Raw genomic sequence first — 23949 nt, forward strand, 5'->3', positions numbered from 1 at the left:
GCGAGGAGAGAGAATAGAGGAGAGAGGATAGAGAAAAAATTACAGACTTCTCACTTCTCTTTCCTCACTCCTGCCCCCCCATCTCCCCCAACTCCCCCATCTCCCCATCCCCCGACACTCCTTTGTAGTTCAATCGTCAACTATGAACATTTCCTGTTACCCTGTTATATTACTGAACAATTATAAAATCAGCAGGTATAGGAAATGAGCATTCAGCATTTACCCTCTTTAACCCTCGGCCAACACCAAGTCCCTTATCCCATCATCCAAGGGGGGATGGGAATTCGCATCTCTGGAGCTAGGTTAGCCAGTGCCGTGGCCAATACCGGAGGAATTGGCATTATTTCCGCCGTAGGGTTGGGGTTTAACTCCCCCTATTATGACCGCCAACGCCGCCGAGGGGACTTTTTTGAAGCTAACCGCAAAGCCCTCATTGATGAAATCCAGAAAGCCCGTGAGCTTAGTCCTAACGGCATTATCGGGGTTAATATCCTCGTAGCCGCACGGGACTATCCCCAATTAGCCCGCACTGCGGCCCAGCATGGAGCAAATTTAATCATAGCCGGGGCGGGTTTACCATTACAACTGCCCGAATATACCGCCGAATCCCCCGATGTCGCCCTTGTGCCGATTGTATCAGGGGTTCGGGCTGCCCAAATTATTTGCCGTAAGTGGAAACGCACTTATGGGCGTTTACCCGATGGGTTTATTGTGGAATGTCCGAAAACTGCCGGAGGCCATTTGGGGGCAAAATATGAAGACTTGGACAGTGAGGAGTCGAATATTGAGCAAGTGATTCCCCAATTAGTCGCCTATTTGCGGGATAAACTCAAGGTCAATATTCCGGTGATTGCCGCAGGAGGAGTGTGGGACCGTGCAGACATTAAGCAAATGTTAGCCCTTGGGGCCAGTGGGGTACAATTGGGGACTCGCTTTATCACTACCGAAGAATGCGATGCTGATCCCCGTTATAAAGAATTTCACTTGCAGGCCCAGCGTGAAGATGTGGTCATTGTACCGAGTCCTGTGGGGTTGCCGGGCCGGGCTTTGCGCAATGAGTTTGCTGAAGCTGCGATCGCCAGTTCACCCCACCTCGAAAAACGCTGTATTGCCAACTGTCTCAAAAGTTGTGCCTGTCGAGAACAAAAAAAGACCTACTGTATTATTCAAGCCCTCGATAAAGCTGCCAGAGGGGACATTGAAGACGGGTTAGTGTTTGCAGGGTCCAATGCAGGCCGAGCCAATGCGATCGTTCCCGTCGCCGACCTCATGGCAGAATTAACAGCGTTGAGTAATTAAACCCTGAATGCGTCCTACGGTGTCCATTGTTATCCCCCTTTATTATGCAGAATCCCTCTGTCCTAGATTGCTAGAGGCATTAGAAACATTAGCCCAAGCCAACCAAGAAACCTTTAACACTGAAATTGTTTTTGTGGATGATGGGTCAAAAGACCGTACTTTTGAGCTTATACGCCACATACAGCCCCATTCTTTCCAATATAGAGCCATTCGTCTCGCTCGGAACTTTAAGTCCTATATTGCCATTTTAGCGGGCATCCATTACGCCACCGGGGACTATATCACCTTTCTCCCCCAAGACTTACAAGAACCACCTGCGTTAGTTTATGAACTCTATCAAGAACTTCAGACGGGGTATGATGTGGCTTGGGCCGTGCGTCGTAGTCGGGGGGATAGTCTTTGGGACCGACTCACCTCTAACCTCTTTCACCGACTGATGCACCGCATTTGGCCGGAATGGCCAAAAACGGGGGCCGATATGTTTATGATCACTCGTCCAGTGGCGAAGGTGTTGCAGGGGATGCAGGAGAAAAACTCCCATATTACTGGACAAATTCTCTGGAGTGGGTTTCGTCAAACGCGCATTTTCTACAACCGCCAAAAGCGTAAAACGGGGAAGTCGGGGTGGAAGTTTTGGTCTAAGGTGGAATTGGCGGTGAGTGTGATTACCCAGTTTTCCTATCTCCCTATTCGCGCTTGTACGGCATTGGGCATGAGTTTAGCGGTTTTGGGGTTTACTTATGGGATTGTGGTCTTTATTGCCCGTTTAACCCATTCTATCCCGGTACAAGGCTGGTCTGCGTTGATGATTGTTTTATTGTTGATGGGAGGATTTCAGTTAATTTTTTTAGGGATTATTGGGGAATATTTATGGCGCACTTTTGATGAAGTCCGCAAACGTCCGGTTTATATTGTGATGGAGGAGGTTATAGTTGAGAGTTGATAGTTGGCGGGTTCACTTTGGAGGGGAGATGGGGAAGGTGGGGGAGATAGAGGAGAACCAATTGTTCCCTCAACCCACTTGCTGGGGTTGGGGGATTTTGGGGTTTTTTGGAAGTTGGGGTTGGATGTTAGCACCACCGACGATCCGCCATTCTCCCGTTTTTGGGTCACGATAGGTAGCAAAAGGATTCGACTGAAGTGGGGGGTTGGACAACTTAGCCATAATCTTGATGTTTTTTTCTGCAAATTCACCCTGATGTTACAAACCCGCTTAGGCAGGTTTGCAAATTTCTCCTGATTTTGCCACGAAACTCTAGATTTTTTGTCCGTAAAAATGCTGAATTATGAAGTTTATTGAATTATACTTTCACTTCGTCGGCGAAACTTTGCCACCGGACAAAGCGAAATGCTCCGGCCACTGATCCCCAAACTCGTTCGTCGGTTTCGGGGTCACGGCCTCGGTCTAAACTGAGAAATAGGTTGTCGTCGATCTCAAAGGTGCTGTCGAGATAGGTGTCTTTGCCTTTGCGGGTGACTTTACAGGCTTTTCCAGGTTCGATTTCGCCTTTGAAGCTGTTGCCGCTCCAATGGACGACCATGTTACAGCCGGGGAGTTTTTCAAAGCGATCGCGGTTTAAATTCTGTAACCGGGCCACATCCCGTGTCGCTCCATATAAGTCTTTTTCCCCTTTGACTAGATAGTTTTCAATTTCAATATGGTCATCAACGACCATTAATTTCAGGGCCCGTAGGCGATAAGGTTGATTGAGCATATAATCATAAGCCTGTTCGACGAGTAATCCTAACCCCGATAGGGTTTCGGAGGGGAGAGGACGCATACAGACGCGAATATGAGCGAAAAAGGGAGGGTTGGCAAAGGCTTGCTCTTGGTTGCTGAAGTCGGCGGCCATCCAACGGCCTAGGGTTAGAAGATCAGTTGAGTGAGTCATCCTTGCTTTGTTTGCTTCTGTGTTGGGATATGGATTATTTGTCAATGGTTGAGAGCGTTTTGTCAATGGAAATGCAAGGTTTTTTGATATTCGTTCACAAAAATCCCTGGTTGGCTGTAGGTTGTCTGCCTTGAGACTTGACAAAATTCCCACAATGTGTATAGATTAGCTCTCAATTTGTCAAGAATCATTAAGATTGGTAAACAGTGGCCGAGAAAAGACCAAAATATTACAACAGGAGAGCATACGAAACTTTAAAAAGTCTTTATGAATATTGCAGTTGTTGGGCTAAGTCACAAAACCGCCCCCGTGGAAGTGCGGGAAAAGTTGAGTATTCCAGAAAATAATCTGGAGGAAGCGATCGCGCATATTAAAACCTACCCGCATATTGAAGAAGTCGCCATTCTCAGCACCTGTAACCGTTTAGAAATCTATTTTGTGTCCAGTGAGAGTGAACCAGGTGTGGTGGAGATTACCCAATTTCTCTCAGAAACCAGCCATTTACCCCTCTCTCAACTCAGAAGACACCTCTTTACCCTACTCCATGAGGATGCGATGCGCCATCTGATGCGGGTGGCTGCGGGGTTAGATAGTCTAGTGTTAGGGGAAGGCCAAATTCTCTCGCAGGTGAAAACTATGCACAAAAAATCCCAGAAATACAAAGGGATTGGCCGTTTATTAGATCGACTGCTGAAACAGGCGATTTCTGCGGGGAAACGGGTACGCACGGAGACCAATATTGGGACGGGTGCGGTGTCTATTTCTTCGGCTGCGGTAGAATTAGCCTTGACGAAGGCCGATGATCTGACGCGCAGTCGCATCACTATTATTGGGGCCGGGAAAATGTCCCAATTACTGGTGAAACACTTGCTGGCTAAGGGTGCGAGTAATATTACCATTGTGAATCGCTCTCAGAAGCGATCGCAAGATTTAGCCAAACAATTTAGTGAGGCAGATTTAACTCTGCGTCCGTTAGAGGATATGATGGATGCAATCAAAGGCTCTGATCTGGTCTTCACCAGTACCGGAGCAACTGAACCTATTTTGGATAAGGCCAAGCTAGAAGGCCAGTTACCAGAACATCCGTTAATGCTCATTGATATCTCTGTTCCCCTCAATATTAACCGAGATGTTAAAGAATTAGAGAAGGTGCGGGTGTTTAATGTGGATGACTTAAAAGCGGTTGTTGCTCAGAATACTGCTCAACGTCACCAAATGGCCCAAGAAGCAGAGATTTTATTAGAGGAAGAAGTCGAAGGGTTTGAAGTGTGGCGACGCTCTTTGGAAACTGTCCCCACGATTAACTGTTTACGGAAAAAAGTGGAAGGTATCCGCGAGCAGGAGTTAGAAAAAGCCTTGTCTCGTTTGGGTGTGGAGTTTGCGGACAAGCATCAAGAGGTGATTGAAGCTCTTACCCGTGGAATTGTCAATAAGATTTTACATGAGCCAATGGTGCAATTGCGATCGCAGCAAGATATTGAAGCCCGTCGTCAGGCCATGCAGTCTTTACAACAACTCTTTAACCTAGAAACAGAAGAACAGTTTTCATAAAATGTTCTCTGTCTCTTAACCCCTAAATCAATCCGTCAATATTGAGGGATTGATTTAGGGGTAGTTGGCTTAACCCAAAAAGAAACCAACAATAACAATACAATAACAATAAGGTGTGGTTTGAAACCACACCTTGGGGTTAACTAAATTGTGAGGCTGCATCATGTAACTCCAGAATTGATTCCTAGTGCGTCCACATTAAGCCCAAAAAAAACACTTACGCATAAGTAACTAGGCGTATAAATAACTAGGCGTATAAATAACTAGGTTAAAACCTAACTTCCAAAACTCCCTAGTTACGGGTGAGCCGTCACTTGGACTCGTCCTCGTTGCACAGCACGTAATAAGCGATTAATCGCCTGCATTTCTTCTTCTGGAAGACTATCATCTAAAATAGCAGCCATGATGCCATAGCGGTCTGTGAGCGTCAATTTACCTGTTTCGGCAACTGAAGCCAACATTTCCGATACGGCATTTGGTAAAAGTTGTAAAGGTCTCATAACAAAACTACCCAATGTTGTTGACTCACCGATCAGTTAACTGGCCAATAGGTTAACTTACCTATAGTATGTCGATTTTTTTCTCTAACGGTCGTGATTAACTCCGTTTTCCCTTGTGAATTGTATCGTGGTTTTTACTGATATGAATTACTCAACTCCGTGATCTTCAAAGCCAAAACTGGTGATATATGTCACAATATATTGCGGAAGCCCCCCCAGTTGGCTCAAATCCCTTGAATCATCGTAAAATTGAGCAAGAAAGGGCGTGGATTTTGTAGTACGTTCGTTAAAAAGGGCTGGTTGACAAAGGATCATGAGCAAGAAAAGTGTATTATTAAGTGCGATCGCTGGTAAAAATCGCGGTACGCTGGCCAATGAACTGGACAAAATCAACATATTAGAGGCCATTACCCACTTAGAGGACATTAACCCCACCGACAAACCCACCCAAGAATTAGAGTTACTCGATGGAAACTGGCGTTTACTTTATACCACCAGTCGAGAGTTATTAGGGTTAAATCGCTTCCCGGTAGTGCAAATGGGGCAAATTTATCAATGTATCCGCACCGAGAACACCAGAGTATATAATATCGCTGAAATTACTGGCGTTCCCTTCCTCGAAGGATTAGTTTGTGTCGCAGCCCATTTTACCCCCACCTCAGAACGTCGCGTCACCGTCCATTTTGAACGCTCTGTGTTAGGGTTACAGCGACTTATGGGGTATAAATCCCCCCATGGCATTATTCAACAAGTAGAGTCAGGGAAAAAGTTTCCCCCCCTTGACTTTGAAATCAGCGATCGGGAAGGATGGATTGATATTACCTATCTTGACGAAGATTTACGCATTAATCGCGGTAATGAAGGCAGTGTCTTTGTTTTGGTGAAAGAAAAGGGGGATGGATAATGGGGAATGGGGAATCGATAATTGGAGACTTTGAATAATGAGTTGGTTGCAAATTACAACAGAAGCCTTGTATTTGATGCAGGGAGGGAGTAATAAATATTTAGAGAAAGTTGACCTAGAAACAGGCAGCGAGACAGAAAAACGCCTAGACTTTCCCTTAGCGTGGTTTCAGGAGGGGGATGATATTCCTCGATCTGCGATCGTATCCTTTGAAAACCTCCCCTCCGAACCTGATCCCTATATCCCCATCCGAGTCACCCAACCGCCCCCCAATCGAGTGGATATCCAAGAACGGTTTACCATAGAAGGGCTTACCGATGTCAGTAATGCGGGAAAAGCCGTCATTATTGAGGTGTCCGGGTTTAAAGTCTCCAGTCAACCCGTTGATGATCTCGGTCATTGGCAAGTGCAATTTGTCTTTACCCAGGCCGGAGAAAAGAGCTTAACTTTGATTATAGGGCGCGATCGCGCAACTTTTAACATCCTCGTCAACAACCCCCGACGCTTCCCCCTCTCCGGCAGTGTCGGATATCTCGGCAGAAACCGCGATACCGACATCCGCGCCGTCAAACAACGCCTCAACGACCTCGGATATACCTGGGTTACAGCCACCCCCAGCATCGACACCGGAACACTCAACGCCATCCGCCTCTTTCAAGCCATCATCAACCAACATTATCAAATCCGAGGGGCCGGCGTAGATGGACGAGTGGACCCCAACGGCCTCACCCATCGCTGGTTAGAAGCCAAAAACGCCCCCCGTTGGCAACTCATGCCCATTGATAACACCGGCCTCTTTAACTACGAACGACAAATTCAAACCACCGACAACCACGACTACGGCACAAGCTGGATGGCCGACACCCTCCTAGCCGCCGGGCAAGACTACCAACGCACCTATCTCGATGCCCACCCCCAAGCCGCCCAAATCGTCATCAATGATGTTAGCATCCCCTACGGCGGCGACACCCCCGACCACGCCACCCACGAAACCGGAATGAGTTGCGACATCCTCCTCCCCCGCACCAGTGGCGGTTATCTGCTCCCCACCTGGCAAGATAGCCGTTATGACCGAGATGCCATGCGGGCCATCCTCAAATCCATCCGTCGCCAACCCCTCACCAGTCGCATCTTATTTAATGACCCAGAACTCATCCAAGAAGGGTTATGTTTGCGGGCCAGTGGCCACGATAACCACGCCCATTTTGAAATCCGTCCCCCAGGCAGGATAGATTAAAACAGGAGTACAGCCCGACAAGGATAAATTTGTGTCTTTGTGGTTCTCCCCCCAAAATGGGATAATCTCAGCAGTATTACGGGTTTTCAGGATATGGCTTGGCTTAAACTCACCCAAAAAGCCCTTTACTTAATGCAAGGGGGAACAAATCAATATTTACAGAAAGTTGATCTGCAACCCCACAACCCCGAAAGGGAGCAATATCGCTTTAATGTTCCCGTGGACTGGTTTCAGAGTCTCAACAACCCCCCCCAGTCCATGATTGTGAGTTTAGAGGAAGGAGAACCCCAACCTGTCACCCCAGAAACCCCCTTAGCGAGTACCTTAGACCGGGTGATCACTACCCAAGAATGGAACGCAGAACCACCACGGGAGGACTTTGAGCGCACCATTCCCAAATATATTGTCATTCACCATTCCGCCCACCGGAATCCCCCCCACGCGGTCTCTGAGGGAACAGAGGAAGGGGCGAAGGAGTTGGCGAGGTCGATTCAAAAAGACCATCTCTATGGGCGCAATTGGTCGGATTCAGGACATAATTTTCTCAACACCACCGGGGGGTATTTGTTGGAAGGGCGACAGGGTTCGTTAGAAGCAGTGATGGAGGGAAAATCGGTGCGATCGGCTCATGCGAAACAGGATGACGCGCTATTATCCGGGGGGAATTCCTCCCCTGGGATTGAAAACGAGGGGAATTTCATGAGTTTTGAAATGGTTGAGACTCAGTGGAATAGTCTGGTTGAACTCTGTGCCGCCATTTGTCACGCTTGTAATATTACCGCCGATAATATTCGAGGTCATCGAGATTTTTCTAACACCCAATGTCCGGGGGATTGGCTGTATAATCAGTTACCCCGCTTACGTCAGGCCGTCCGCGAACGGTTGATGATTGCTAAAGACTAGATAGGATGATTTGTCAAAATTAAATTTTGCCACACAAAATAATAAATTTTTGTATAATTACCAAAGAATGTAAAACGGTTTATTTTTGGGAAACTTGTCTCAAGAATATGCCGTTTTCTTCATGCCCATTTAAGATTAGCTTAAACCTTTTTTAAGCCAGTTGTTGTTTTCGTTGTCGTGATTTTGTTTTTATGACTTATACACCGGAAAAACGAGACTCTATGCCTGTCAACCCCATTTTTAATCCAGCCGGGGATGACGCAATTGAGAACCGAACTATGTGGTTCGGTAATACCACAAACCTCATGCAATTAAATGATGTCCGTTATTCTTGGGCAGTGGGACTCTATAAACAAATGCGTGAGAACTTTTGGATTCCAGAGAAGCTAGATATTACCCAAGATGTAACGGACTACTGGAATTTAACACCAGAAGAACGGTATGCGTTTGATGGTATTTTGTCTTATTTGACGTTTTTAGATTCCATTCAAACCTACAATTTACCCCATTTAAAAAGTCCAATTACTGCGCCAGAAGTATCCCTCTGTATGACAGAACAAGCGTCACAGGAAGGGTTACATAATCAATCATATCAGTACATGATTGAAACCATTATTCCCGCAGAACGACGGAATCAAGTCTATGATTTCTGGCGGACGGATAAGGTTTTATTAGAGCGTTGTGAGTTCATTGCCAGTCTTTATCAGCAATATGTTGATAACCCGACTTTAGAGCGATATTTTGTCGCGCTAGTGGCAGATTATTTACTGGAAGGACTTTATTTCTATAATGGTTTTATCTTCTTCTATAATTTAGCTTCTCGGATGTTGATGCCGGGGAGTGCGGACATTTTCAAAATGATTAATCGGGATGAATTGAGCCATGTGCGTATTTTTCAACGCTTAGTTCCAGAAGCTATGAAAGCCTTTCCTCACTCGATTGATCAGATTTATGAAATGTTTGCTACAGCAGTTGAACATGAATGTCGGTGGACTAATCATATTGTGGGGAATCAAATTTTAGGGATTACTGAATCGAGTACGGAACAGTACACGAAATATTTGGCTAATATTCGTTTACAAACGATTGGTTTAGAGCCGTTGTATAAGGATAAGAAGTACAAGAAAAGTCCTTACACGCATTTAGAGCGTTTTTCGGATACGAAAAAAGAAGCGCATACGAAAGCTAACTTTTTTGAAGCGGGTGTCACCAGTTATGTGATGTCTTCTGGTGTTGGCGGTTGGGATGAAATCTAACGCGCTGTTTCGGCCTTGGGTTTAAACCCGAGGCTAAGGGCAGAAAGCTGTTGGGAATTATCTTTGTTGCAAGGGAGTTTTCGCTACGCATCTCAAGGACTATGATCATATCCTTGAAGATCGCTATCTAATGACCAGATAAAAATACGATAATTGGGAGTGAGCCGTTTCGATTTTTCCCATTCTTGAATAATCGAAAGGTCTCCGATCCCTGCACCCCGGCTGAATCAGGAAATTTTCCTAACCATTTTACTATTTCCTCTCGACTGGGAACTTGCATCACAGTCCAAGGAACTTCACCCGCGATCGCTTTTTGTACCTGAAGCGCGTGATCTTCTCTTTCATGCCTCTCAGTTTACACTATCCCCCCCTGAATAGTTACAAAATCCTTAAATTCCCTCTGATTTTGGTGTAGGGGCAATTCATGAACTGCCCCTACGAATTGCCTCTATAGCAATGTGATCTCATTTGTAAAATCTATTCAGACTCAATCTTGACAGAATGGGAATTCAGCCGAATTGTTTTTACGAATCATGTACTATTACTATACTAATTCGAGATAAAGTCTAAACTTAATGCTTATGTCACAAATTACCATTGACTTTCCTGAAGAAATTTTTTCCTCTCGTCGTCTTCCCCCAGAGGAATTTGTCCATGATTTACGCCTAGCTGCCGCCATTTATTGGTATCAAAAACAAGAAATTTCTCAAGAAAAAGCAGCCCAAATTGCTGGACTCAACCGGAGGGACTTTCTCGCAGCTTTAGTCCGTGAACAAGTGGATGTGTTTGCTGTGGACTTGAATGACTTACAACAGGAGTTAAACCGTGGCTGAATCTCCTGCAATTAATACCTCACCTCTGATTTTTTTGAGTAAGGCGAATTTAATTCACCTACTCCAAATTATTAGTCCCAAAATCGTTGTTCCTGAAGCTGTTGCCCAAGAAATTCAAGCCTATGGCAAAACCGATATTACCGCCCAAACCTTAGCGACAATAGATTGGTTAATGATTAAACCCATGCCCGAAGTTCCGACTGTTATTCAAAATTGGGATTTAGGGCTAGGAGAATCCGCCGTTTTAACATGGGGTTATACCCATCCTGAAACAGAGATTATTCTAGATGATTTAGCGGGTCGTCGTTGTGCCAAAACCTTAAATATTCCCATGCGTGGAACATTAGGATTAGTTCTCACTGCAAAACAACGAGGAGAAATTCCCGCAGCCCGTCCAGTCGTTGAACAACTGCGTCTTTCTGGAATGTATTTATCCAACCGAGTGATCGATCAAGCCTTAGCATTAGTTGGAGAGTAAAAACCATGACAACCCCGTGGCATAAAATTGAAGGACTTACCCCCCGTGAAGACTTACAAAGTTTGTTGGTTGAATGTTGAGGAAAGGAGTTACAGAATTGTAGGGTGTGTTCAACGGCTGATAACTGGGATTTTATGTTTTAATGTGATATCCGTTGAACGCACCATCTAAAAGCCTTGGGTTTCAACCCAAGGCTAAGAGCTAAAACCCGTTAAAACGGGTTGAGGTGTTTGTTGGTTGGATGTTGAGGAAAGGAGTTACAGAATTGTAGGGTGTGTTCAACGGCTGATAACTGGGATTTTATGTTTTAATGTGATATCCGTTGAACGCACCATCCCTTCTAAAATTTGCTCTGAATATTTTTTCCTCAATTACTCAAGGCAAACATTCAGTTTTCTATGCTATCCTCTCCATCATCTACCCTAAACGATAGGATACAGGAACGGCCACAGATGTTAACGGATTGTCACCTAGAGGCTTCCGAGTCCGGGTGGGGCGGGTTTGGCAATTGACCGAGAGAAAAGCGTAAGATGGAGATTGGCCTTATTATTTTTATCTCTAATTATGCCTTTACCTATAGTTGCTATTATTGGTCGCCCTAATGTGGGCAAATCTACGCTGGTTAACCGTTTGGCCGATCGCCAGATGGCCATTGTCCATGATGAACCGGGGATTACCCGCGATCGCACCTACCAAAACGCCTTCTGGTTAGACCGGGATTTCCAAGTTGTCGATACCGGAGGCTTAATTTTTGATGACGATACCGAGTTTTTACCCTTCATTCGGGAACAGGTGAACGCCGCGTTAAATGAAGCTCATGCCGCCATTTTCGTCGTCGATGGCCAAACCGGCCCCACCCCCGCAGATGAAGAAATTGCCCAATGGTTACGACAACATTCAGTCCCCGTCCTCCTTGCGGTGAATAAATGCGAGTCCGTCGAACAAGGCATTATTCAGGCCGCCCAATTTTGGGAGTTAAATCTGGGCAACCCTTACCCCATCTCTGCAATTCATGGTAGTGGAACAGGGGATTTATTAGATGAGTTGTTGCCCCATTTACCCCCCAGTGAGGAAATTGAGGAATTGCCGGAAACCAATGTGGCTATTGTGGGTCGTCCTAATGTGGGCAAATCTACGCTACTCAATGCCATTACTGGGGAACAGCGTTCCATTGTGAGTCCGATTTCGGGGACAACCCGAGATGCGATCGATATGCAGGTGGAACGGGATGGGAAATATTACCGTTTGATTGATACTGCGGGCATTCGACGGAAGAAAAAAGTCGATTATGGGGCAGAATTTTTTAGTATTAATCGTGCCTTTAAAGCCATTCGTCGGGCCGATGTGGTGTTGTTGGTGATTGACGCATTGGACGGGGTGACGGATCAAGATCAGAAGTTGGCCGATCGCATTATTGAAGAAGGCCGTGCTGCCGTTATCGTGGTTAACAAATGGGATGCGGTCGAAAAAGACTCCTACACCATTTACGAACAAGAACGGGTGATCCGCGAGCGTTTATACTTCCTCGACTGGGCAGAAATGCTCTTTATTAGCGCAGAAACGGGCAAACGGGTAGATAAAATCCTCGAACAGGTCGATAACGCCGCAGAAGCCCATAAACGCCGCATTTCCACCGCTACCATTAACGAAGTCATTCAAGAGGCCATCTTGTGGCATAGTCCCCCCACCAGTCGCCAGGGGAAACAGGGCAAAATTTACTATGGGACACAGGTGAGTAGTCAACCGCCAACCATTACCCTATTTGTGAATGATCCCAAGCGGTTTAATGACGGATATCGCCGTTATATGCAACGCCAATTCCGCCAACAACTGGAGTTTACCGGGACTCCCATTCGCTTTCTCTGGCGAGGGAAGAAAGGGCGAGATTTAGAACGAACGGCAAATCGAGCAACGCAGGTTTAATGGTAGTTGATAGTTGACCGTTGATAGTTGATAGTTTGCAGTTAATAGCAAATATTAACCCGTTAAAACGGGTTTTCGCTGTTAGCCTTGGATTTTAACCCAAGGTGCAGACCAACTTACTACGATCGCTACCTAGTTGACCGTTGATAGTTGATAGTTTGCAGTTAATAGTAAATATTAAGCCGTTAAAACGGCTTTTCGCTGTTAGCCTTGGGTTTTAACCCAAGGTTCAGACCACAACCAACCACCAACCACAAAAAACAAACAACCAACAACAAAAATGGACTTACTACGATCGCTACCTATCGGATTGTATCTTGAACAGCCTGTCACTTGGCTACATCGGCTTGATCCTAGAGTGAAACTGGGGTGGTTGCTGAGTTTCTTGCTTACCCCCAGTTTGGCCAACTCTGGATGGCGATTGGGGTTAGTCGGAGTCTTGGTTATGATTACCCTGAGTGCCAGAATTCCCTTTCGCGCTTGGCGACAGCAGATGGGGTGGTTGTTAATCTTGGGAGGAATGGCCTTTGTGATCACTTGTGTGATGAATGACGGCCTCGCTATTACCTATCAACCCCGTTTACCCGCAAGTGCCGTTGAAGTGAGTGCCTCAGACTATCATTATATTTTGTGGGAGTGGGGACGAGTGAATGTGACGCGGCGATCGCTCGATTTAGGTATCCGTATCAGTAGCTTACTCTTTGTCCTCATCTACAGTACCACCCTCTACCTCCTCACCACCGCCCCCGAAGAAATTACCGCCGGCCTCGAAGACTTGCTCCGTCCCCTAGAACGGTTTAAACTGCCCATTACAGAGATCACCCTTACCCTTACCCTGTCCCTGCGTTTTATCCCCTTGGTGTTAGAGGAAATTCAAAACTTGTTTCGTTCCATCCGAACCCGCGCCATCCATTGGAAAAAACTAGGATTACGTCAGAGTGCTAAAATTTGGTTGGTAGTCGCAGAACGATTGTTAGAGAATTTATTATTGCGGGCTGAACAAATCGCTGTAGCTATGTCGGTGCGCGGTTTTACCAGTCCCAACGAACATCGCGTCCAATGGCATCAACTCCGTTTACATCAATGGGATGGCATCGCTCTAGTGGGGTTATTATTATTTTGGTGGGCTAGGTTTACTTGGGGATGGATGGCTTAATCGGTTTCCTTCTTGGTGAAACCCCACAAAACCGGAGTCAAAATCCTGTTATTCTTACGGTTTACTGCCCTAAGCTCATTTCAGTCAATTGATACAGCATTTTGGAATCCACAAACGTTCTTTGAAGACTTAATTTTATTTGATCCTCTTGCATGAGTGCAAACTAAACCAGATAATGGAGATGACCGTAAGGATAAACGAGAGGGTATTATAGCCATTTTGACATTTCCATCGACTAACCACGGGTATTGCTTTTGCTGCTATTCTAATGACTAATTACGAAACTTATCTGAATCATCCCACTTTTGGTCTGCTCTTTAAAATTTGCCCTGTTGAACAAGAACAGGAACTGTTTACAACGTTATATGCTCAACGACTCTTTTTTTTAGTGTCTCAAAATAAAGAAGGTTTGAGTTTTGATCCCCTAGGTCGTTCTGAGGCTCGTTTATTGGTAGAAACACGCATGAGAAAACTCCGTCGTATCGGAGCAGATCAAGATTATAAAAATCTTCATGCCATTTATAAACGGACATTTCAATAAAGAATTGTGCTTTATAAATCGCCTATTATTAGAGTGATTTTTATCAATTGTTGACCTGTTCAAAAACTCAAAACTTGTAGAATTGTTGACAACATTACTTTGGGATTAGTTGACTAATTACTAATGATTAATTACTAATTACAGATTACTGCTATATGACTGGTTCAATTGCAGAAAATTTGGCCAAACTTCGCCAAAATGTCCCGGACACCGTGCGTTTAATTGCGGTAACGAAAACCTTTCCATCAAAGGCCATTCGAGCGGCCTATGATTCAGGAATTCGGGACTTTGCAGAAAGTCGCATCCAAGAGGCATTAGATAAGCAGGAAGAATTACAGGACTTACCGGATATTTGTTGGCATTTTATTGGTCATTTACAGAGTAATAAAGCCAAAAAAGCGATCGCGCATTTCCCCTGGATTCACACCTGCGATAGTCTCAAACTAGCCAAACGCTTAGATCGATTGGCGGGAGAATTAGAAAAAACGCCCAAACTGTGCCTCCAAGTGAAAGTATTACCTGATGCCGATAAATATGGCTGGACCCTAGAGGAATTATGGTCAGATTTACCCGAAATCGAGAAATTAAGCCATTTAGAGATTTGCGGGTTAATGACGATTTTACCGATGGGGTTATCCGAGGAGGAGGCATTAGGGGGGTTTGAGAAACTGCGATCGCTCCGTGACGAAATCCAAAACCACCCCGACTATAACTTTAATCTCCCCGAACTCTCCATGGGAATGTCTGCGGACTATCCCTTGGCCATTAAAGCCGGAGCAACCATGATTCGTCTAGGCCGGGTCATTTTTGGCGAAAGATAAGTTTGTTATTTGTTCTTTGTTGTTTGTGAAAAAGGGAACAGGGAACTTCGGAACAGGGAATCGGGAATCGGGAATCGGGAATCGGGAATAAGATATTTTTTGTTTTCCCCATCTCCCCCATCTCCCCCATCTCCCCCATCTCCCCCATCTCCTCCATCTCCCCCATCTCCCCTCACCAATGACCAATTCACGGTAAAATTAAACCTTCTAGTCATTTGTAGTCATCAGCCACAGAAAGGTCAAAACCCTCCATGATCCACGATATTTTCATGCCTGCACTCAGTTCCACCATGACTCAAGGGAAAATTGTCTCTTGGGCCAAATCCCCTGGTGAGAAAGTCCAAAAAGGGGAAACCGTCGTCGTGGTGGAGTCCGACAAAGCCGATATGGACGTAGAATCGTTCCACGAAGGGTATCTCGCCACCATTTTAGTTGAAGCTGGGGACGAAGCACCCGTGGGGGCCGCGATCGCACTCCTCGCCGAAACCCAAGAGGAAATTGAAAAAGCCCAACAACAAGCCCCCTCCACCGGAAGCAGCCATTCTCAACCGAGCCAACCCCAAGCCACAGACACCCCCACACAGCCCACAGAAGCTCCCAAAGCCGCCCCAGCCCAAAAACAATCTAGCAACCGCAACGGGCGCATTGTCGCATCTCCTCGCGCCCGCAAATTAGCCAAAAAACTAGGGGTTGACCTCTCCACCCTCGAAGGCAGCGGCCCCTACGGACGGATCATCGCCTCCGACGTAGAAGAAGCCGTCGGCGCAACCCCCGCCACACCCTCCACCCCTTCCACCAGCACCGCCTTAGTCACCACCCCGGCCCCCACCCACATCACTCAACCCTCCCCCGCGGCCAGTCAAACACCGGCCACCCCAGGGGAAGTGCAACCCATGAACACCCTCCAAAAGGCCGTAGTACAGAATATGACGGCCAGCATCGAAGTGCCAGACTTCCATGTAGGGTACACCATCACCACCGATGCGTTAGACGGGCTTTACAAGAAAATCAAGCCCAAAGGCGTAACCATGACTGCCTTGTTAGCCAAAGCCATTGCAGTCACCTTACAGAAACATCCCATCGTCAATGCCAGTTATACCGATCAAGGCATTCATTACGCCAATAATATTAATATAGCCATTGCCGTAGCCATGCCCGATGGTGGGTTAATTACCCCTGTCTTAAAAAATGCCGATCAAATCGACATTTACTCCCTCTCTCGCAACTGGAAAGGACTGGTAGAGCGAGCCAGAGCCAAACAACTGCAACCCGATGAATACAATAGCGGCACATTCACCATTTCTAACCTAGGAATGTTTGGTGTAGATCGCTTCGATGCCATTTTACCACCTGGCCAAGGCGCGATTTTAGCCGTGGGTGCATCTCGGCCTCACGTGGTAGCGACAGATGAAGGCTTAATGGGGGTAAAACGGCAGATGCAGGTTAATATTACTTGTGATCACCGAATCATTTACGGGGCAGATGCGGCGGCTTTCCTCCGTGACTTAGCCCAGTTAATCGAACATAACCCTCAATCTTTGACATTGTAAGTTAGATTAACTCAGAAACCGGGTTTCTATATAAAACCAGGGCTAACAAAATACATCCCCATAGAAACCCGGTTTCTCTCCTCTCAACCCCTCACCTTACCGTTAACCGATAGCGGCCCCTCTCCCCTTGCTGATAAGAATTCACCAACACTCGATAAACCCCCGTGCGGGGTAAATTTACCGTGAGGCGAGAATTGGTATTCCCATCCGTTACATCGTCATTTTCCGCTAACTTATCCCCTTGGGCATTGAGTAAAATTAAATAAGTATCAAACTCTTGACTCTCCAACGTCAACGTTACCGACTGGCCCGCCCTTCCCTCAAAGCGATACTCCTCATAAAAACTGCCGTCGGGTAAACGAAGATTTTGAGTCCCTAAAAAGCCTTCCTGTTGTAATAATACCCCTGTAGCCGAAGGACTGGCGGTACTATTAGCCCTTGCTTGTAGTTGATAATTTCCGGTTTCTCCCCTAGTGTAGGAATTAGCCATTAATAAATAAGTGCCACTCAGAGGTAAAGTGGCGACAATACGAGCATTGCGCCCCCCTCCCCCATCGTCATCCTGTGCCACTTCTGAGCCATCTGGGGCAATGAGAATGAGATAAGGATCAAGTTGCCCGGATGACATTTCAATGTTGATGCGTGTACCTGCGGTGGCTTCAAAGCGATAGGCATCAAAGAAACTATTATCCCCCGATAAGATATTATCACCTGGTTCTAAACGGCCTTGCACGGATTGATTGAGGCGGAGGGGTTGGGGGGGTTGCACACTGTCTGGGTTGGGCCGTCGGACTCTGGCGGTTTGGGAGGCGCGGCCTTCCTCGACGGCGGTGAGGAAGGGGCGAATTTTGGCGACGGGAATGGCAAACCCAATGCCAATGTTGCCCGCATCCCGTGAACTGCTGAAAATGGCGGTATTTACGCCGATTAATTCTCCGTCACTATTGAGTAAGGGGCCGCCGGAGTTACCGGGGTTGATGGCCGCGTCGGTTTGAATGAGTCCTTTTTCTTCGTCGATACGACTGACAATTCCGGTGGTAAATGTGCCTTGAAATTGTCCGAAGGGGTTGCCAATGGCAAAGGCTCTTTGACCGACTCGGACTGAGCCGCTAGGGGCTAAACTGACGGTGGGGAGGTTATTAACTTCTGGAATTTTGACGAGGGCGAGGTCTAGATTATTATTGGCATAGCCGAGGACTTGGCCTTGATATTGTCGCCCATCGGCTAATTCGACGCGGACGGTGGAGGTGTTTTCGACGACGTGGGCGTTGGTTAAGATTAAACCATCGGCTCGGATAATACTACCACTTCCGGTGTCTGAGTTGGCTTCAATGGAGACGACGGCGGGGTTGGCTTTTTCATAGACGCGAATGCTGGTTTCTTCGTCTAGGGTTTGGGCCCAGATGGGTTGGGAGGATAGGGGGTTGGGGGTTTCTCCGGGGTTGAGTAGGGTGAATGTTCCTACTGTTCCCAGTGTGAGGACGCAACGAAGAACACTGGCGGCTAAACGGGTGGATAATTTGCGAGTCATGGATCGATGCTGACACTTTCCTATTCACTGTTCTAGCATATTCTAGGGAAATCAGGCGGTGATTTGGATGGGTTGGGGTTGAAATTGGCCCTGGGAGTCGAGTTGCCAACTGCGGAGTTCTCCGGGTTGGCCTTGGGGGACGGTGATGATTAAATAGGAGTAGTCGGGCCAGGCGATCGCGCGATCGAATTCCGAGGGGGTTGCAGGATGATCGGGATGGGAGTGATAAAAGCCGATAATTTGTAATTCCCGTTCTCTTGCGTCTTTCTGCGCGTTTAATAGGTCTTGGGGCGATATGATAAAACTATCTTGTTTGCCTCGATTCTCCATTGTCAGTCCTGTGGCTGTGGCTAAGAGAGTCTCATAGTCAGCACTCCAACCGTTTTCTGTGGGACGAATTTCTAGGATGTGCTGGTTTTTGCCTAATAGAATACCGCAGCATTCCTGGGGGTAGGTGGTGGCTGCATGGGTGCGAAGGGTTTCGAGATGGGGGGTGGGGAATTGTAATGTCACAGTGTCGGATTTTGCGCGATCGCTGTTATCATTCTACCAAGATTGGACTCTCTCTCGAATTAACTAGAGGTCAACCGCAAAATTTCCCCCAAATGGCATAACAGGTTACACCCCTCTCCCTGCTCTGACTGGTTTACTGGTATCATCCGGAAAACGTCGTTGTTGTCTTGTTGTCTTGGTTGTTGTTGTCTTGGTTGTTGTTGTCTTGGTTGTTGTTGTCTTGGTTAACAACAATTCCTGAATGATCACCTGTTATAGATGACTTCCCTGGGTAAAACTAGCACAAATTGAACTTTCTCACCTGTGTGTCGTCAATGAAAATAAGAATCTTGAACCCCTATTGCCCTAGTCAAGTATTTTAGTCAAGTATTATGGACTCTATCCCCAAACTCTCCCTATTAATTACAACGGCTTTATTCGGCATCACCTTAACCACTATACAGCAAAATTCTCATCCTGCCCAGAATACCGATCCTCAAAAAGCCTTTCTGAGTTTCTCCCCTTCCGCTTTAGCTGAAAAATTACCTTGGCCGTCTCCGCAAATGGTAGCACAAAACCCCACCTTTCCCCTCGATGGTCAACCCGTCTATGTGTTAAGAAATAACCAATGGTTAGAAGCCAGATTAATGGGTTGGCAATGGAATAGTCAAGAGGGGGAAAAATACACTGTTCTCTATGTCGAAGATAATACAACTGAAGAAGGGGTATCAGTTGACCGCATTCGCAGTTTAGAGGATGCGCAAAATGCGGGGATAGAAACCAATGTCTATGATCTGAGTTCGCAAGCGGGGATTGAACAAATGTTAGCAGCCCATAACAAATGGCGAGCCAAAGTTGGTGTTCCCCCCGTACAATGGTCGCCCACTTTAGCAAATTATGCCCAAGAATGGGCGGAAACGCTAATCCGCGAGAATTCCTTTGAACACCGTCAAAATTCTAATTATGGGGAAAATTTAGCCACAGCATCGGGACAACAATTAAGCCCTGAACGAGTGGTAGATATGTGGGGAAATGAGGTAGAATATTATGATTATGCGACCAATAGCTGTACCCCTGGGGAAATGTGTGGTCACTATACCCAAGTGGTTTGGGAAGACACGAAGGAAGTGGGATGTGGTATGGCAAGAAATGAGAATAGAGAGGTGTGGGTTTGTAATTATAATCCCCCCGGAAATTATGTGGGACAACGCCCTTATTAATAATGGATAATTGATAATTAATTTGTTCTGAGTTCTTTGTTCTCCCCTATCTCCCCTATCTTCCTGTATCTTTGTGGTTCAACTATTAACTATTAACTAAGCTAAAACACATTTAAATGGGGTTTTCCAAATTTAGACAAAATTCCCTAATCTCTTGTCTGTTTCCTGTTCCCTGTTCCCGACTATCACATACCCATTTAAATGCACAACAGCTTATCAACTATCAACTATCAACTATCAACTATCCACTCAAAAAGTGTACTACCAGATTTGTCATCGGACGACTTATTCTTACTCGCAAAAAGTATCTTTGCGGCCTCATGTGTTGCGGCTGCATCCTCGTTCGGATGCTTGGCAAAATGTCTATCAATTCCAGTTAGCAATTAACCCCCAACCAGAGAATATTTCCCATTATCATGATCTTGATGGGAATTATTTAATTAAAATTTGGTTTAAAACCTTGACAGAATCCCTTGAATGTGTTGTAAAAACAGAAGTAGAAACCCGACAAGAAAACCCATTTAACTATCTGCTGAATATTGAGTCTTGGGCCAAACAATTCCCCTTTGATTATCCTAGCTCTTTACAACAACAACTCCAGCCCTATTTACGCCCCTATCAAACCGTCTTTGACCCTGATATTATTACCTTAGCGCAGGAAATTGCCCAAAATGTAGGTCATGATCCTAAGCAATTTTTAAATGACCTCAACCAGCATATTTATAGCCAGTGTAACTATATTTTTCGGGAGACCGGACAGCCTCAGAGTGCAGGGATAACTTGGCAACAGAAAGAAGGATCATGTCGAGACTTAGCGGTTCTTTTTATGGAAGTGTGCCGGGTGATGGGGTTGGCCAGTCGGTTTGTCAGTGGCTACCAAGAAGGCGATCCAGATATGCAAGAATGGGACTTGCACGCTTGGGCAGAAATTTATTTGCCGGGGGCGGGGTGGCGGGGTTATGATCCGTCTCAGGGTTTAATTGTTAGCGATCGCCATATCGCCTTAGTCGCCAGTGCCATTCCCACCTACACCGCACCCATTGCCGGAGACTATATCCCCGCTACCGTTGAATTAGCCCACCCCGTTCAATCCCGCCTCAACAATAAAATTACGATAAGAAAACTTGCAATCCCACCGAGTCAACAATAAAAGTCGGTGTTCTCTTGCTATAGTAGGGGCAGTGTCGCACTTGTGTCACCTGCTATGGCTGCTCCAATTGTTAAACGTTTTTTAGTTAGTTTCGAGAAAAATAAATATATCGGTGTTGCAGTAGCTGGCTTAGTGTTGGGAGCAGCTAGTGTTGTAGCTATTTTGCCCCCAGAGCCGCCTCCCCCGACCAAATATAGAGCCATTGGACTGTTAACCTATAGTAGTCCGCCGCCCATCGCCACACAAACCGGACAGAATTTGCTCGAACAAGGCCGCAACGCCATTACCAAGCAACTCCTCCTCAATGAACAGGTGATGTCAGAAGGGGCGAAAGCCGCCCAGATGCTGGAAAAGCCGAAAAGATTTCTCAAAAATATCAAAATTGAGTTTCCCGAACAAAAAGAAGGGGAAGCCGCAGGGCCACAATTAATTAAAGTTCAATATACTGCGAAACAAAGGGAACTGGCACAAAAGACCCTAGAAGTCATGCTCACGGAGATGGTAGAGCAGAGTCGTCTCTTTAATACGGCACAATTGCGATCGCAAATTGAAGCCCTCAAAGAACGAGTCAACGAAGCCAAACAAGACCTCCAAGTAGCAGAACGACAATTCTACCAATACATGAGCCAGCAAGGCTCATCCATGATTGCTGCCCAAGATGGGAGTCTCTTTGCCGCCATCAGTGCTGCCCAACAACAGCAAAGACAACTCCAACAACAACTCGAAGGCATTGAATCCCAAATTAATAGCCTCAGCGATCAATTAAACCTCACCCCCGAACAAGCCGCCACCGCCGCCGCTTTAAGTGCCGATCCCATCATTGCCCAACTGCGAGCGCAAATTCTCGAAGCAGAAACCCAACAACAAATGCTCGCCAAGGACTTACGGCCAGCCCATCCCCAAATGGAAGCCTTAATTGATCAAATTGCCAGTTACGAACAGTTGCTCATTGAACGGGCCAACGAAGTGATTGGCAATGATGATGTCTTTGAAGCCGCCCCCCGACAAATTCGTCAAGATAGCAGTCTTGATCCCACTCGCCAGAACTTAGCCAACCAAATTCTCGAACTAGAAGCACAAAAAGAATCCTTGGCTCGTCAATTACAGGTGCTACAACGCAATGAACAGGAAATGCGCCGAGACTATGAGCAGTTTCCCACCAAACAATTAGAAATGACGCGGTTGCAGCAACAATTGGAATTAAAGCGACAATTCTACAATGGCCTGCAAGCCCGTTTAGTGGATGCACAGTCCGCAGAAGCCGAAACCACCGGAAACCTCTCCATTGCCCAAGAACCTATGATTCAAGAGCAAAAACCCGACGTTTCCGAACCGCCCAACCCCGTTATTGTCATTTTGGCGGGAATTGTCGGCGGGGGCATTGCCGGAGCAGTAGTTATTTTAGCCTTTTCCTTCCTCGACCCTCGACTCCATACCCCTCAAGAACTGCGGGCCTTACTCTCAGAGCGAGAAATTCTGGTGTTGGCCGAGTTGCCTTGGTTAGAGAAAACTGAAAAACAGGCCATTCCCACTTTAATCACGGGGAAAAATTTGCCCTATTTGGATATTTATGAACATTGTCGCAGTACCTTGCGCCGTTCTGCTCCAAAAAACTCTAAAGTGGTCTTAGTGACCAGTGTGGGACGTGAGGAAGGGAAAAGCACCGCAGCCTATAATTTAGCTATTGCGGCGGCCTATGCCGGAAAACGGACCTTATTGATTGAAGGGGATATGCGATCGCCCTCCCACGCTCCAGCCGTTCAACTGGCCGTTGACCCCGACGCACAATCCGAACCCCTCGCCTATTATAGTTCCCACAATGAATGTGTTCGCCTCGTTCCCCTCGTGGAAAACCTCTATCTTGCCCCCAGTGCCGGGCCCCAGCGCAAAGCGGCTTCCATCGTCGAGTCCAGTGAAATGCGGCGATTAGTCGAAGATGCCCGACAACGCTTTGATATGGTCATTATGGACACCCCAGCCTTAAACCATGCCAATGATGCCTTATTGTTACAACCCCTCACTGATGGCTTAATCATTGTCACCCGTCCAGGGGTGAGTCGGGGGAAAGAAGTGGGGGCGATGTTAGATCAGATGGTTGAAGCGGAAATGCCCATTTTAGGGGGAGTCATTAACGGGGTAGAAATGCCACCCCCAGAAACCTACGAAGGGGAAGATGAGACCACAGCCTTACCTGGAAGCCGTCCAGAAGCCCTCGCTACTGCCACTCCCTCGTTAAATGGCAATCATAATGGGAATGGGTCGTCTAGTGGGAAAAATCTCCCCCCTCCTGTCGCCGGACGGAAAAAATAGTTCAATGACCCCCACCTACTTCGTGAGGTGGGGGAGTGGGGAGAGATAACCTTCCCGTAGCTGCGAATAGCTCTCCAGGGGTATTGCGGATTAACACTACTGGTCGTTTCTCTAGACCGGATTAGCTGTAAGGGGGTGGAATCTCGCCCAACTAGGTAAATCTAGGACACAGCCGCAATGCCCGGTAACAGCAATCGGCTACGAGAAAGTGAGGGCTGATGTTGACTTGACCAGTGGGCGCAAGGGTGCGCGTTCTGGTAAGGGCTTTTCTCCCGTGATGATTGGACAGCAATTTTGTATCTCAGAACTCGAAAAGATAGCCTCGGTTTATGTGCGTGAGGGCTGGCAGAAAGACGGCAACGGCACTTCTCAGCTTCGCACTGCATTAAAACTGGTGAAGGA

The 23949-nt window shown here is 46.6% G+C and carries 22 protein-coding genes and 2 pseudogenes; 19 read left to right on the top strand and 5 right to left on the bottom strand.

Annotation, left to right across the window (positions count from 1 at the left end):
• The 3 genes and pseudogenes from PN462_RS14100 to PN462_RS14110 form a co-directional block, all read left to right on the top strand.
• A pseudogene (locus PN462_RS14100) lies at window positions 1-186 on the top strand (hypothetical protein); the annotation flags it as partial.
• An 18-nt stretch (window positions 187-204) separates the two neighbouring features.
• Window positions 205-1299, top strand: coding sequence for an NAD(P)H-dependent flavin oxidoreductase (locus PN462_RS14105; protein ID WP_272129035.1), 1095 nt, complete (start codon window positions 205-207; stop codon window positions 1297-1299).
• Between the two features lie 7 nt (window positions 1300-1306).
• Entirely contained in the window at window positions 1307-2242 is a 936-nt protein-coding gene (locus PN462_RS14110; protein WP_272129036.1) for a glycosyltransferase family 2 protein, read from the top strand.
• Between the two features lie 358 nt (window positions 2243-2600).
• Here PN462_RS14110 and PN462_RS14115 read toward each other — a convergent pair whose 3' ends face one another.
• Window positions 2601-3191, bottom strand: coding sequence for a chromophore lyase CpcT/CpeT (locus PN462_RS14115; protein ID WP_272129037.1), 591 nt, complete (start codon window positions 3189-3191; stop codon window positions 2601-2603).
• A 267-nt stretch (window positions 3192-3458) separates the two neighbouring features.
• Between PN462_RS14115 and PN462_RS14120 the strand changes: the two genes are divergently transcribed.
• Entirely contained in the window at window positions 3459-4742 is a 1284-nt protein-coding gene (locus tag PN462_RS14120; protein WP_272129038.1) for a glutamyl-tRNA reductase, read from the top strand.
• Between the two features lie 296 nt (window positions 4743-5038).
• On the opposite strand, the gene PN462_RS14125 is transcribed toward PN462_RS14120, so the two are convergent.
• The gene (locus tag PN462_RS14125; RefSeq protein ID WP_272129039.1) at window positions 5039-5242 is read right to left on the bottom strand and encodes a hypothetical protein; all 204 of its coding nucleotides are present in this window, start codon (window positions 5240-5242) and stop codon (window positions 5039-5041) included.
• 313 nt (window positions 5243-5555) lie between these two features.
• Here PN462_RS14125 and PN462_RS14130 point away from each other — a divergent pair, with 313 nt between their 5' ends.
• The 10 genes from PN462_RS14130 to PN462_RS14175 all read left to right on the top strand — a co-directional run bounded on the left by PN462_RS14130 (window position 5556) and on the right by PN462_RS14175 (window position 15294).
• Entirely contained in the window at window positions 5556-6146 is a 591-nt protein-coding gene (locus PN462_RS14130; RefSeq protein ID WP_272129040.1) for a PAP/fibrillin family protein, read from the top strand.
• Window positions 6147-6183: 37 nt separating this feature from the next.
• A complete protein-coding gene (locus tag PN462_RS14135) occupies window positions 6184-7383 on the top strand; it encodes a peptidoglycan-binding domain-containing protein (RefSeq protein ID WP_272129042.1) in 1200 nt (399 codons plus the stop codon).
• A gap of 93 nt (window positions 7384-7476) precedes the next feature.
• Window positions 7477-8286 carry a peptidoglycan recognition protein family protein gene (locus PN462_RS14140; protein WP_272129043.1) on the top strand — a complete coding sequence of 270 codons (810 nt, stop codon included), beginning with the start codon at window positions 7477-7479 and terminating at the stop codon, window positions 8284-8286.
• Between the two features lie 221 nt (window positions 8287-8507).
• Entirely contained in the window at window positions 8508-9542 is a 1035-nt protein-coding gene (locus tag PN462_RS14145; protein WP_443029177.1) for a ribonucleotide-diphosphate reductase subunit beta, read from the top strand.
• A 581-nt stretch (window positions 9543-10123) separates the two neighbouring features.
• Entirely contained in the window at window positions 10124-10375 is a 252-nt protein-coding gene (locus tag PN462_RS14150; RefSeq protein WP_272129045.1) for a UPF0175 family protein, read from the top strand.
• The gene (locus PN462_RS14155; protein ID WP_272129046.1) at window positions 10368-10853 is read left to right on the top strand and encodes a DUF3368 domain-containing protein; all 486 of its coding nucleotides are present in this window, start codon (window positions 10368-10370) and stop codon (window positions 10851-10853) included. The genes PN462_RS14150 and PN462_RS14155 overlap by 8 nt, the downstream gene beginning before the upstream one ends.
• Window positions 10854-11417: 564 nt before the next feature.
• The gene (gene der / locus PN462_RS14160) at window positions 11418-12776 is read left to right on the top strand and encodes a ribosome biogenesis GTPase Der (RefSeq protein ID WP_272129047.1); all 1359 of its coding nucleotides are present in this window, start codon (window positions 11418-11420) and stop codon (window positions 12774-12776) included.
• Between the two features lie 280 nt (window positions 12777-13056).
• Window positions 13057-13932 carry an energy-coupling factor transporter transmembrane component T family protein gene (locus PN462_RS14165; protein ID WP_272129050.1) on the top strand — a complete coding sequence of 292 codons (876 nt, stop codon included), beginning with the start codon at window positions 13057-13059 and terminating at the stop codon, window positions 13930-13932.
• Window positions 13933-14200: 268 nt separating this feature from the next.
• Entirely contained in the window at window positions 14201-14473 is a 273-nt protein-coding gene (gene pipX / locus PN462_RS14170) for a transcriptional coactivator PipX (RefSeq protein WP_272129054.1), read from the top strand.
• A 155-nt stretch (window positions 14474-14628) separates the two neighbouring features.
• Window positions 14629-15294, top strand: a complete 666-nt coding sequence (locus PN462_RS14175) for a YggS family pyridoxal phosphate-dependent enzyme (RefSeq protein WP_272129056.1) — start codon at window positions 14629-14631, stop codon at window positions 15292-15294.
• A gap of 5 nt (window positions 15295-15299) precedes the next feature.
• Here PN462_RS14175 and PN462_RS14180 read toward each other — a convergent pair whose 3' ends face one another.
• Entirely contained in the window at window positions 15300-15509 is a 210-nt protein-coding gene (locus PN462_RS14180) for a hypothetical protein (RefSeq protein ID WP_272129059.1), read from the bottom strand.
• A 36-nt stretch (window positions 15510-15545) separates the two neighbouring features.
• Here PN462_RS14180 and PN462_RS14185 point away from each other — a divergent pair, with 36 nt between their 5' ends.
• Complete coding sequence (locus PN462_RS14185) at window positions 15546-16844, top strand: dihydrolipoamide acetyltransferase family protein (protein WP_443029176.1); 1299 nt, start codon at window positions 15546-15548, stop codon at window positions 16842-16844.
• Between the two features lie 91 nt (window positions 16845-16935).
• On the opposite strand, the gene PN462_RS14190 is transcribed toward PN462_RS14185, so the two are convergent.
• Window positions 16936-18375, bottom strand: coding sequence for a trypsin-like peptidase domain-containing protein (locus PN462_RS14190; protein ID WP_272129065.1), 1440 nt, complete (start codon window positions 18373-18375; stop codon window positions 16936-16938).
• Between the two features lie 51 nt (window positions 18376-18426).
• The gene (locus PN462_RS14195; protein WP_272129067.1) at window positions 18427-18888 is read right to left on the bottom strand and encodes a M67 family metallopeptidase; all 462 of its coding nucleotides are present in this window, start codon (window positions 18886-18888) and stop codon (window positions 18427-18429) included.
• A 371-nt stretch (window positions 18889-19259) separates the two neighbouring features.
• Between PN462_RS14195 and PN462_RS14200 the strand changes: the two genes are divergently transcribed.
• The 4 genes and pseudogenes from PN462_RS14200 to PN462_RS14215 all read left to right on the top strand — a co-directional run.
• Window positions 19260-20087: a pathogenesis-related family 1 protein gene (locus PN462_RS14200; RefSeq protein WP_272129069.1), complete on the top strand. Its 828-nt coding sequence runs from the start codon at window positions 19260-19262 to the stop codon at window positions 20085-20087.
• A 256-nt stretch (window positions 20088-20343) separates the two neighbouring features.
• Window positions 20344-21237: a transglutaminase family protein gene (locus PN462_RS14205; RefSeq protein WP_272129072.1), complete on the top strand. Its 894-nt coding sequence runs from the start codon at window positions 20344-20346 to the stop codon at window positions 21235-21237.
• A 54-nt stretch (window positions 21238-21291) separates the two neighbouring features.
• Window positions 21292-23547 (top strand): GumC family protein, encoded by a 2256-nt coding sequence (locus PN462_RS14210; RefSeq protein WP_272129074.1) that lies wholly within the window; start codon window positions 21292-21294, stop codon window positions 23545-23547.
• Window positions 23548-23728: 181 nt separating this feature from the next.
• Window positions 23729-23949, top strand: a pseudogene (locus tag PN462_RS14215) (RRXRR domain-containing protein); the annotation flags it as partial.

This window comes from Spirulina sp. CS-785/01, from assembly GCF_028330525.1.
Lineage (GTDB): Bacteria > Cyanobacteriota > Cyanobacteriia > Cyanobacteriales > Spirulinaceae > JAQMSD01.

Excerpts from the sequence above, each read along its gene's own strand:
- PN462_RS14105 (WP_272129035.1), top strand. The coding sequence starts at position 205 with ATGAGCATTCAGCATTTACCCTCTTTAACCCTCGGCCAACACCAAGTC.
- PN462_RS14110 (WP_272129036.1), top strand. The coding sequence starts at position 1,307 with ATGCGTCCTACGGTGTCCATTGTTATCCCCCTTTATTATGCAGAATCC.
- PN462_RS14115 (WP_272129037.1), bottom strand. The coding sequence starts at position 3,191 with ATGACTCACTCAACTGATCTTCTAACCCTAGGCCGTTGGATGGCCGCC.
- PN462_RS14120 (WP_272129038.1), top strand. The coding sequence starts at position 3,459 with ATGAATATTGCAGTTGTTGGGCTAAGTCACAAAACCGCCCCCGTGGAA.
- PN462_RS14125 (WP_272129039.1), bottom strand. The coding sequence starts at position 5,242 with ATGAGACCTTTACAACTTTTACCAAATGCCGTATCGGAAATGTTGGCT.
- PN462_RS14130 (WP_272129040.1), top strand. The coding sequence starts at position 5,556 with ATGAGCAAGAAAAGTGTATTATTAAGTGCGATCGCTGGTAAAAATCGC.
- PN462_RS14135 (WP_272129042.1), top strand. The coding sequence starts at position 6,184 with ATGAGTTGGTTGCAAATTACAACAGAAGCCTTGTATTTGATGCAGGGA.
- PN462_RS14140 (WP_272129043.1), top strand. The coding sequence starts at position 7,477 with ATGGCTTGGCTTAAACTCACCCAAAAAGCCCTTTACTTAATGCAAGGG.
- PN462_RS14145 (WP_443029177.1), top strand. The coding sequence starts at position 8,508 with ATGCCTGTCAACCCCATTTTTAATCCAGCCGGGGATGACGCAATTGAG.
- PN462_RS14150 (WP_272129045.1), top strand. The coding sequence starts at position 10,124 with ATGTCACAAATTACCATTGACTTTCCTGAAGAAATTTTTTCCTCTCGT.
- der (WP_272129047.1), top strand. The coding sequence starts at position 11,418 with ATGCCTTTACCTATAGTTGCTATTATTGGTCGCCCTAATGTGGGCAAA.
- PN462_RS14165 (WP_272129050.1), top strand. The coding sequence starts at position 13,057 with ATGGACTTACTACGATCGCTACCTATCGGATTGTATCTTGAACAGCCT.
- pipX (WP_272129054.1), top strand. The coding sequence starts at position 14,201 with ATGACTAATTACGAAACTTATCTGAATCATCCCACTTTTGGTCTGCTC.
- PN462_RS14175 (WP_272129056.1), top strand. The coding sequence starts at position 14,629 with ATGACTGGTTCAATTGCAGAAAATTTGGCCAAACTTCGCCAAAATGTC.
- PN462_RS14180 (WP_272129059.1), bottom strand. The coding sequence starts at position 15,509 with ATGACTAGAAGGTTTAATTTTACCGTGAATTGGTCATTGGTGAGGGGA.
- PN462_RS14185 (WP_443029176.1), top strand. The coding sequence starts at position 15,546 with ATGATCCACGATATTTTCATGCCTGCACTCAGTTCCACCATGACTCAA.
- PN462_RS14190 (WP_272129065.1), bottom strand. The coding sequence starts at position 18,375 with ATGACTCGCAAATTATCCACCCGTTTAGCCGCCAGTGTTCTTCGTTGC.
- PN462_RS14200 (WP_272129069.1), top strand. The coding sequence starts at position 19,260 with ATGGACTCTATCCCCAAACTCTCCCTATTAATTACAACGGCTTTATTC.
- PN462_RS14210 (WP_272129074.1), top strand. The coding sequence starts at position 21,292 with ATGGCTGCTCCAATTGTTAAACGTTTTTTAGTTAGTTTCGAGAAAAAT.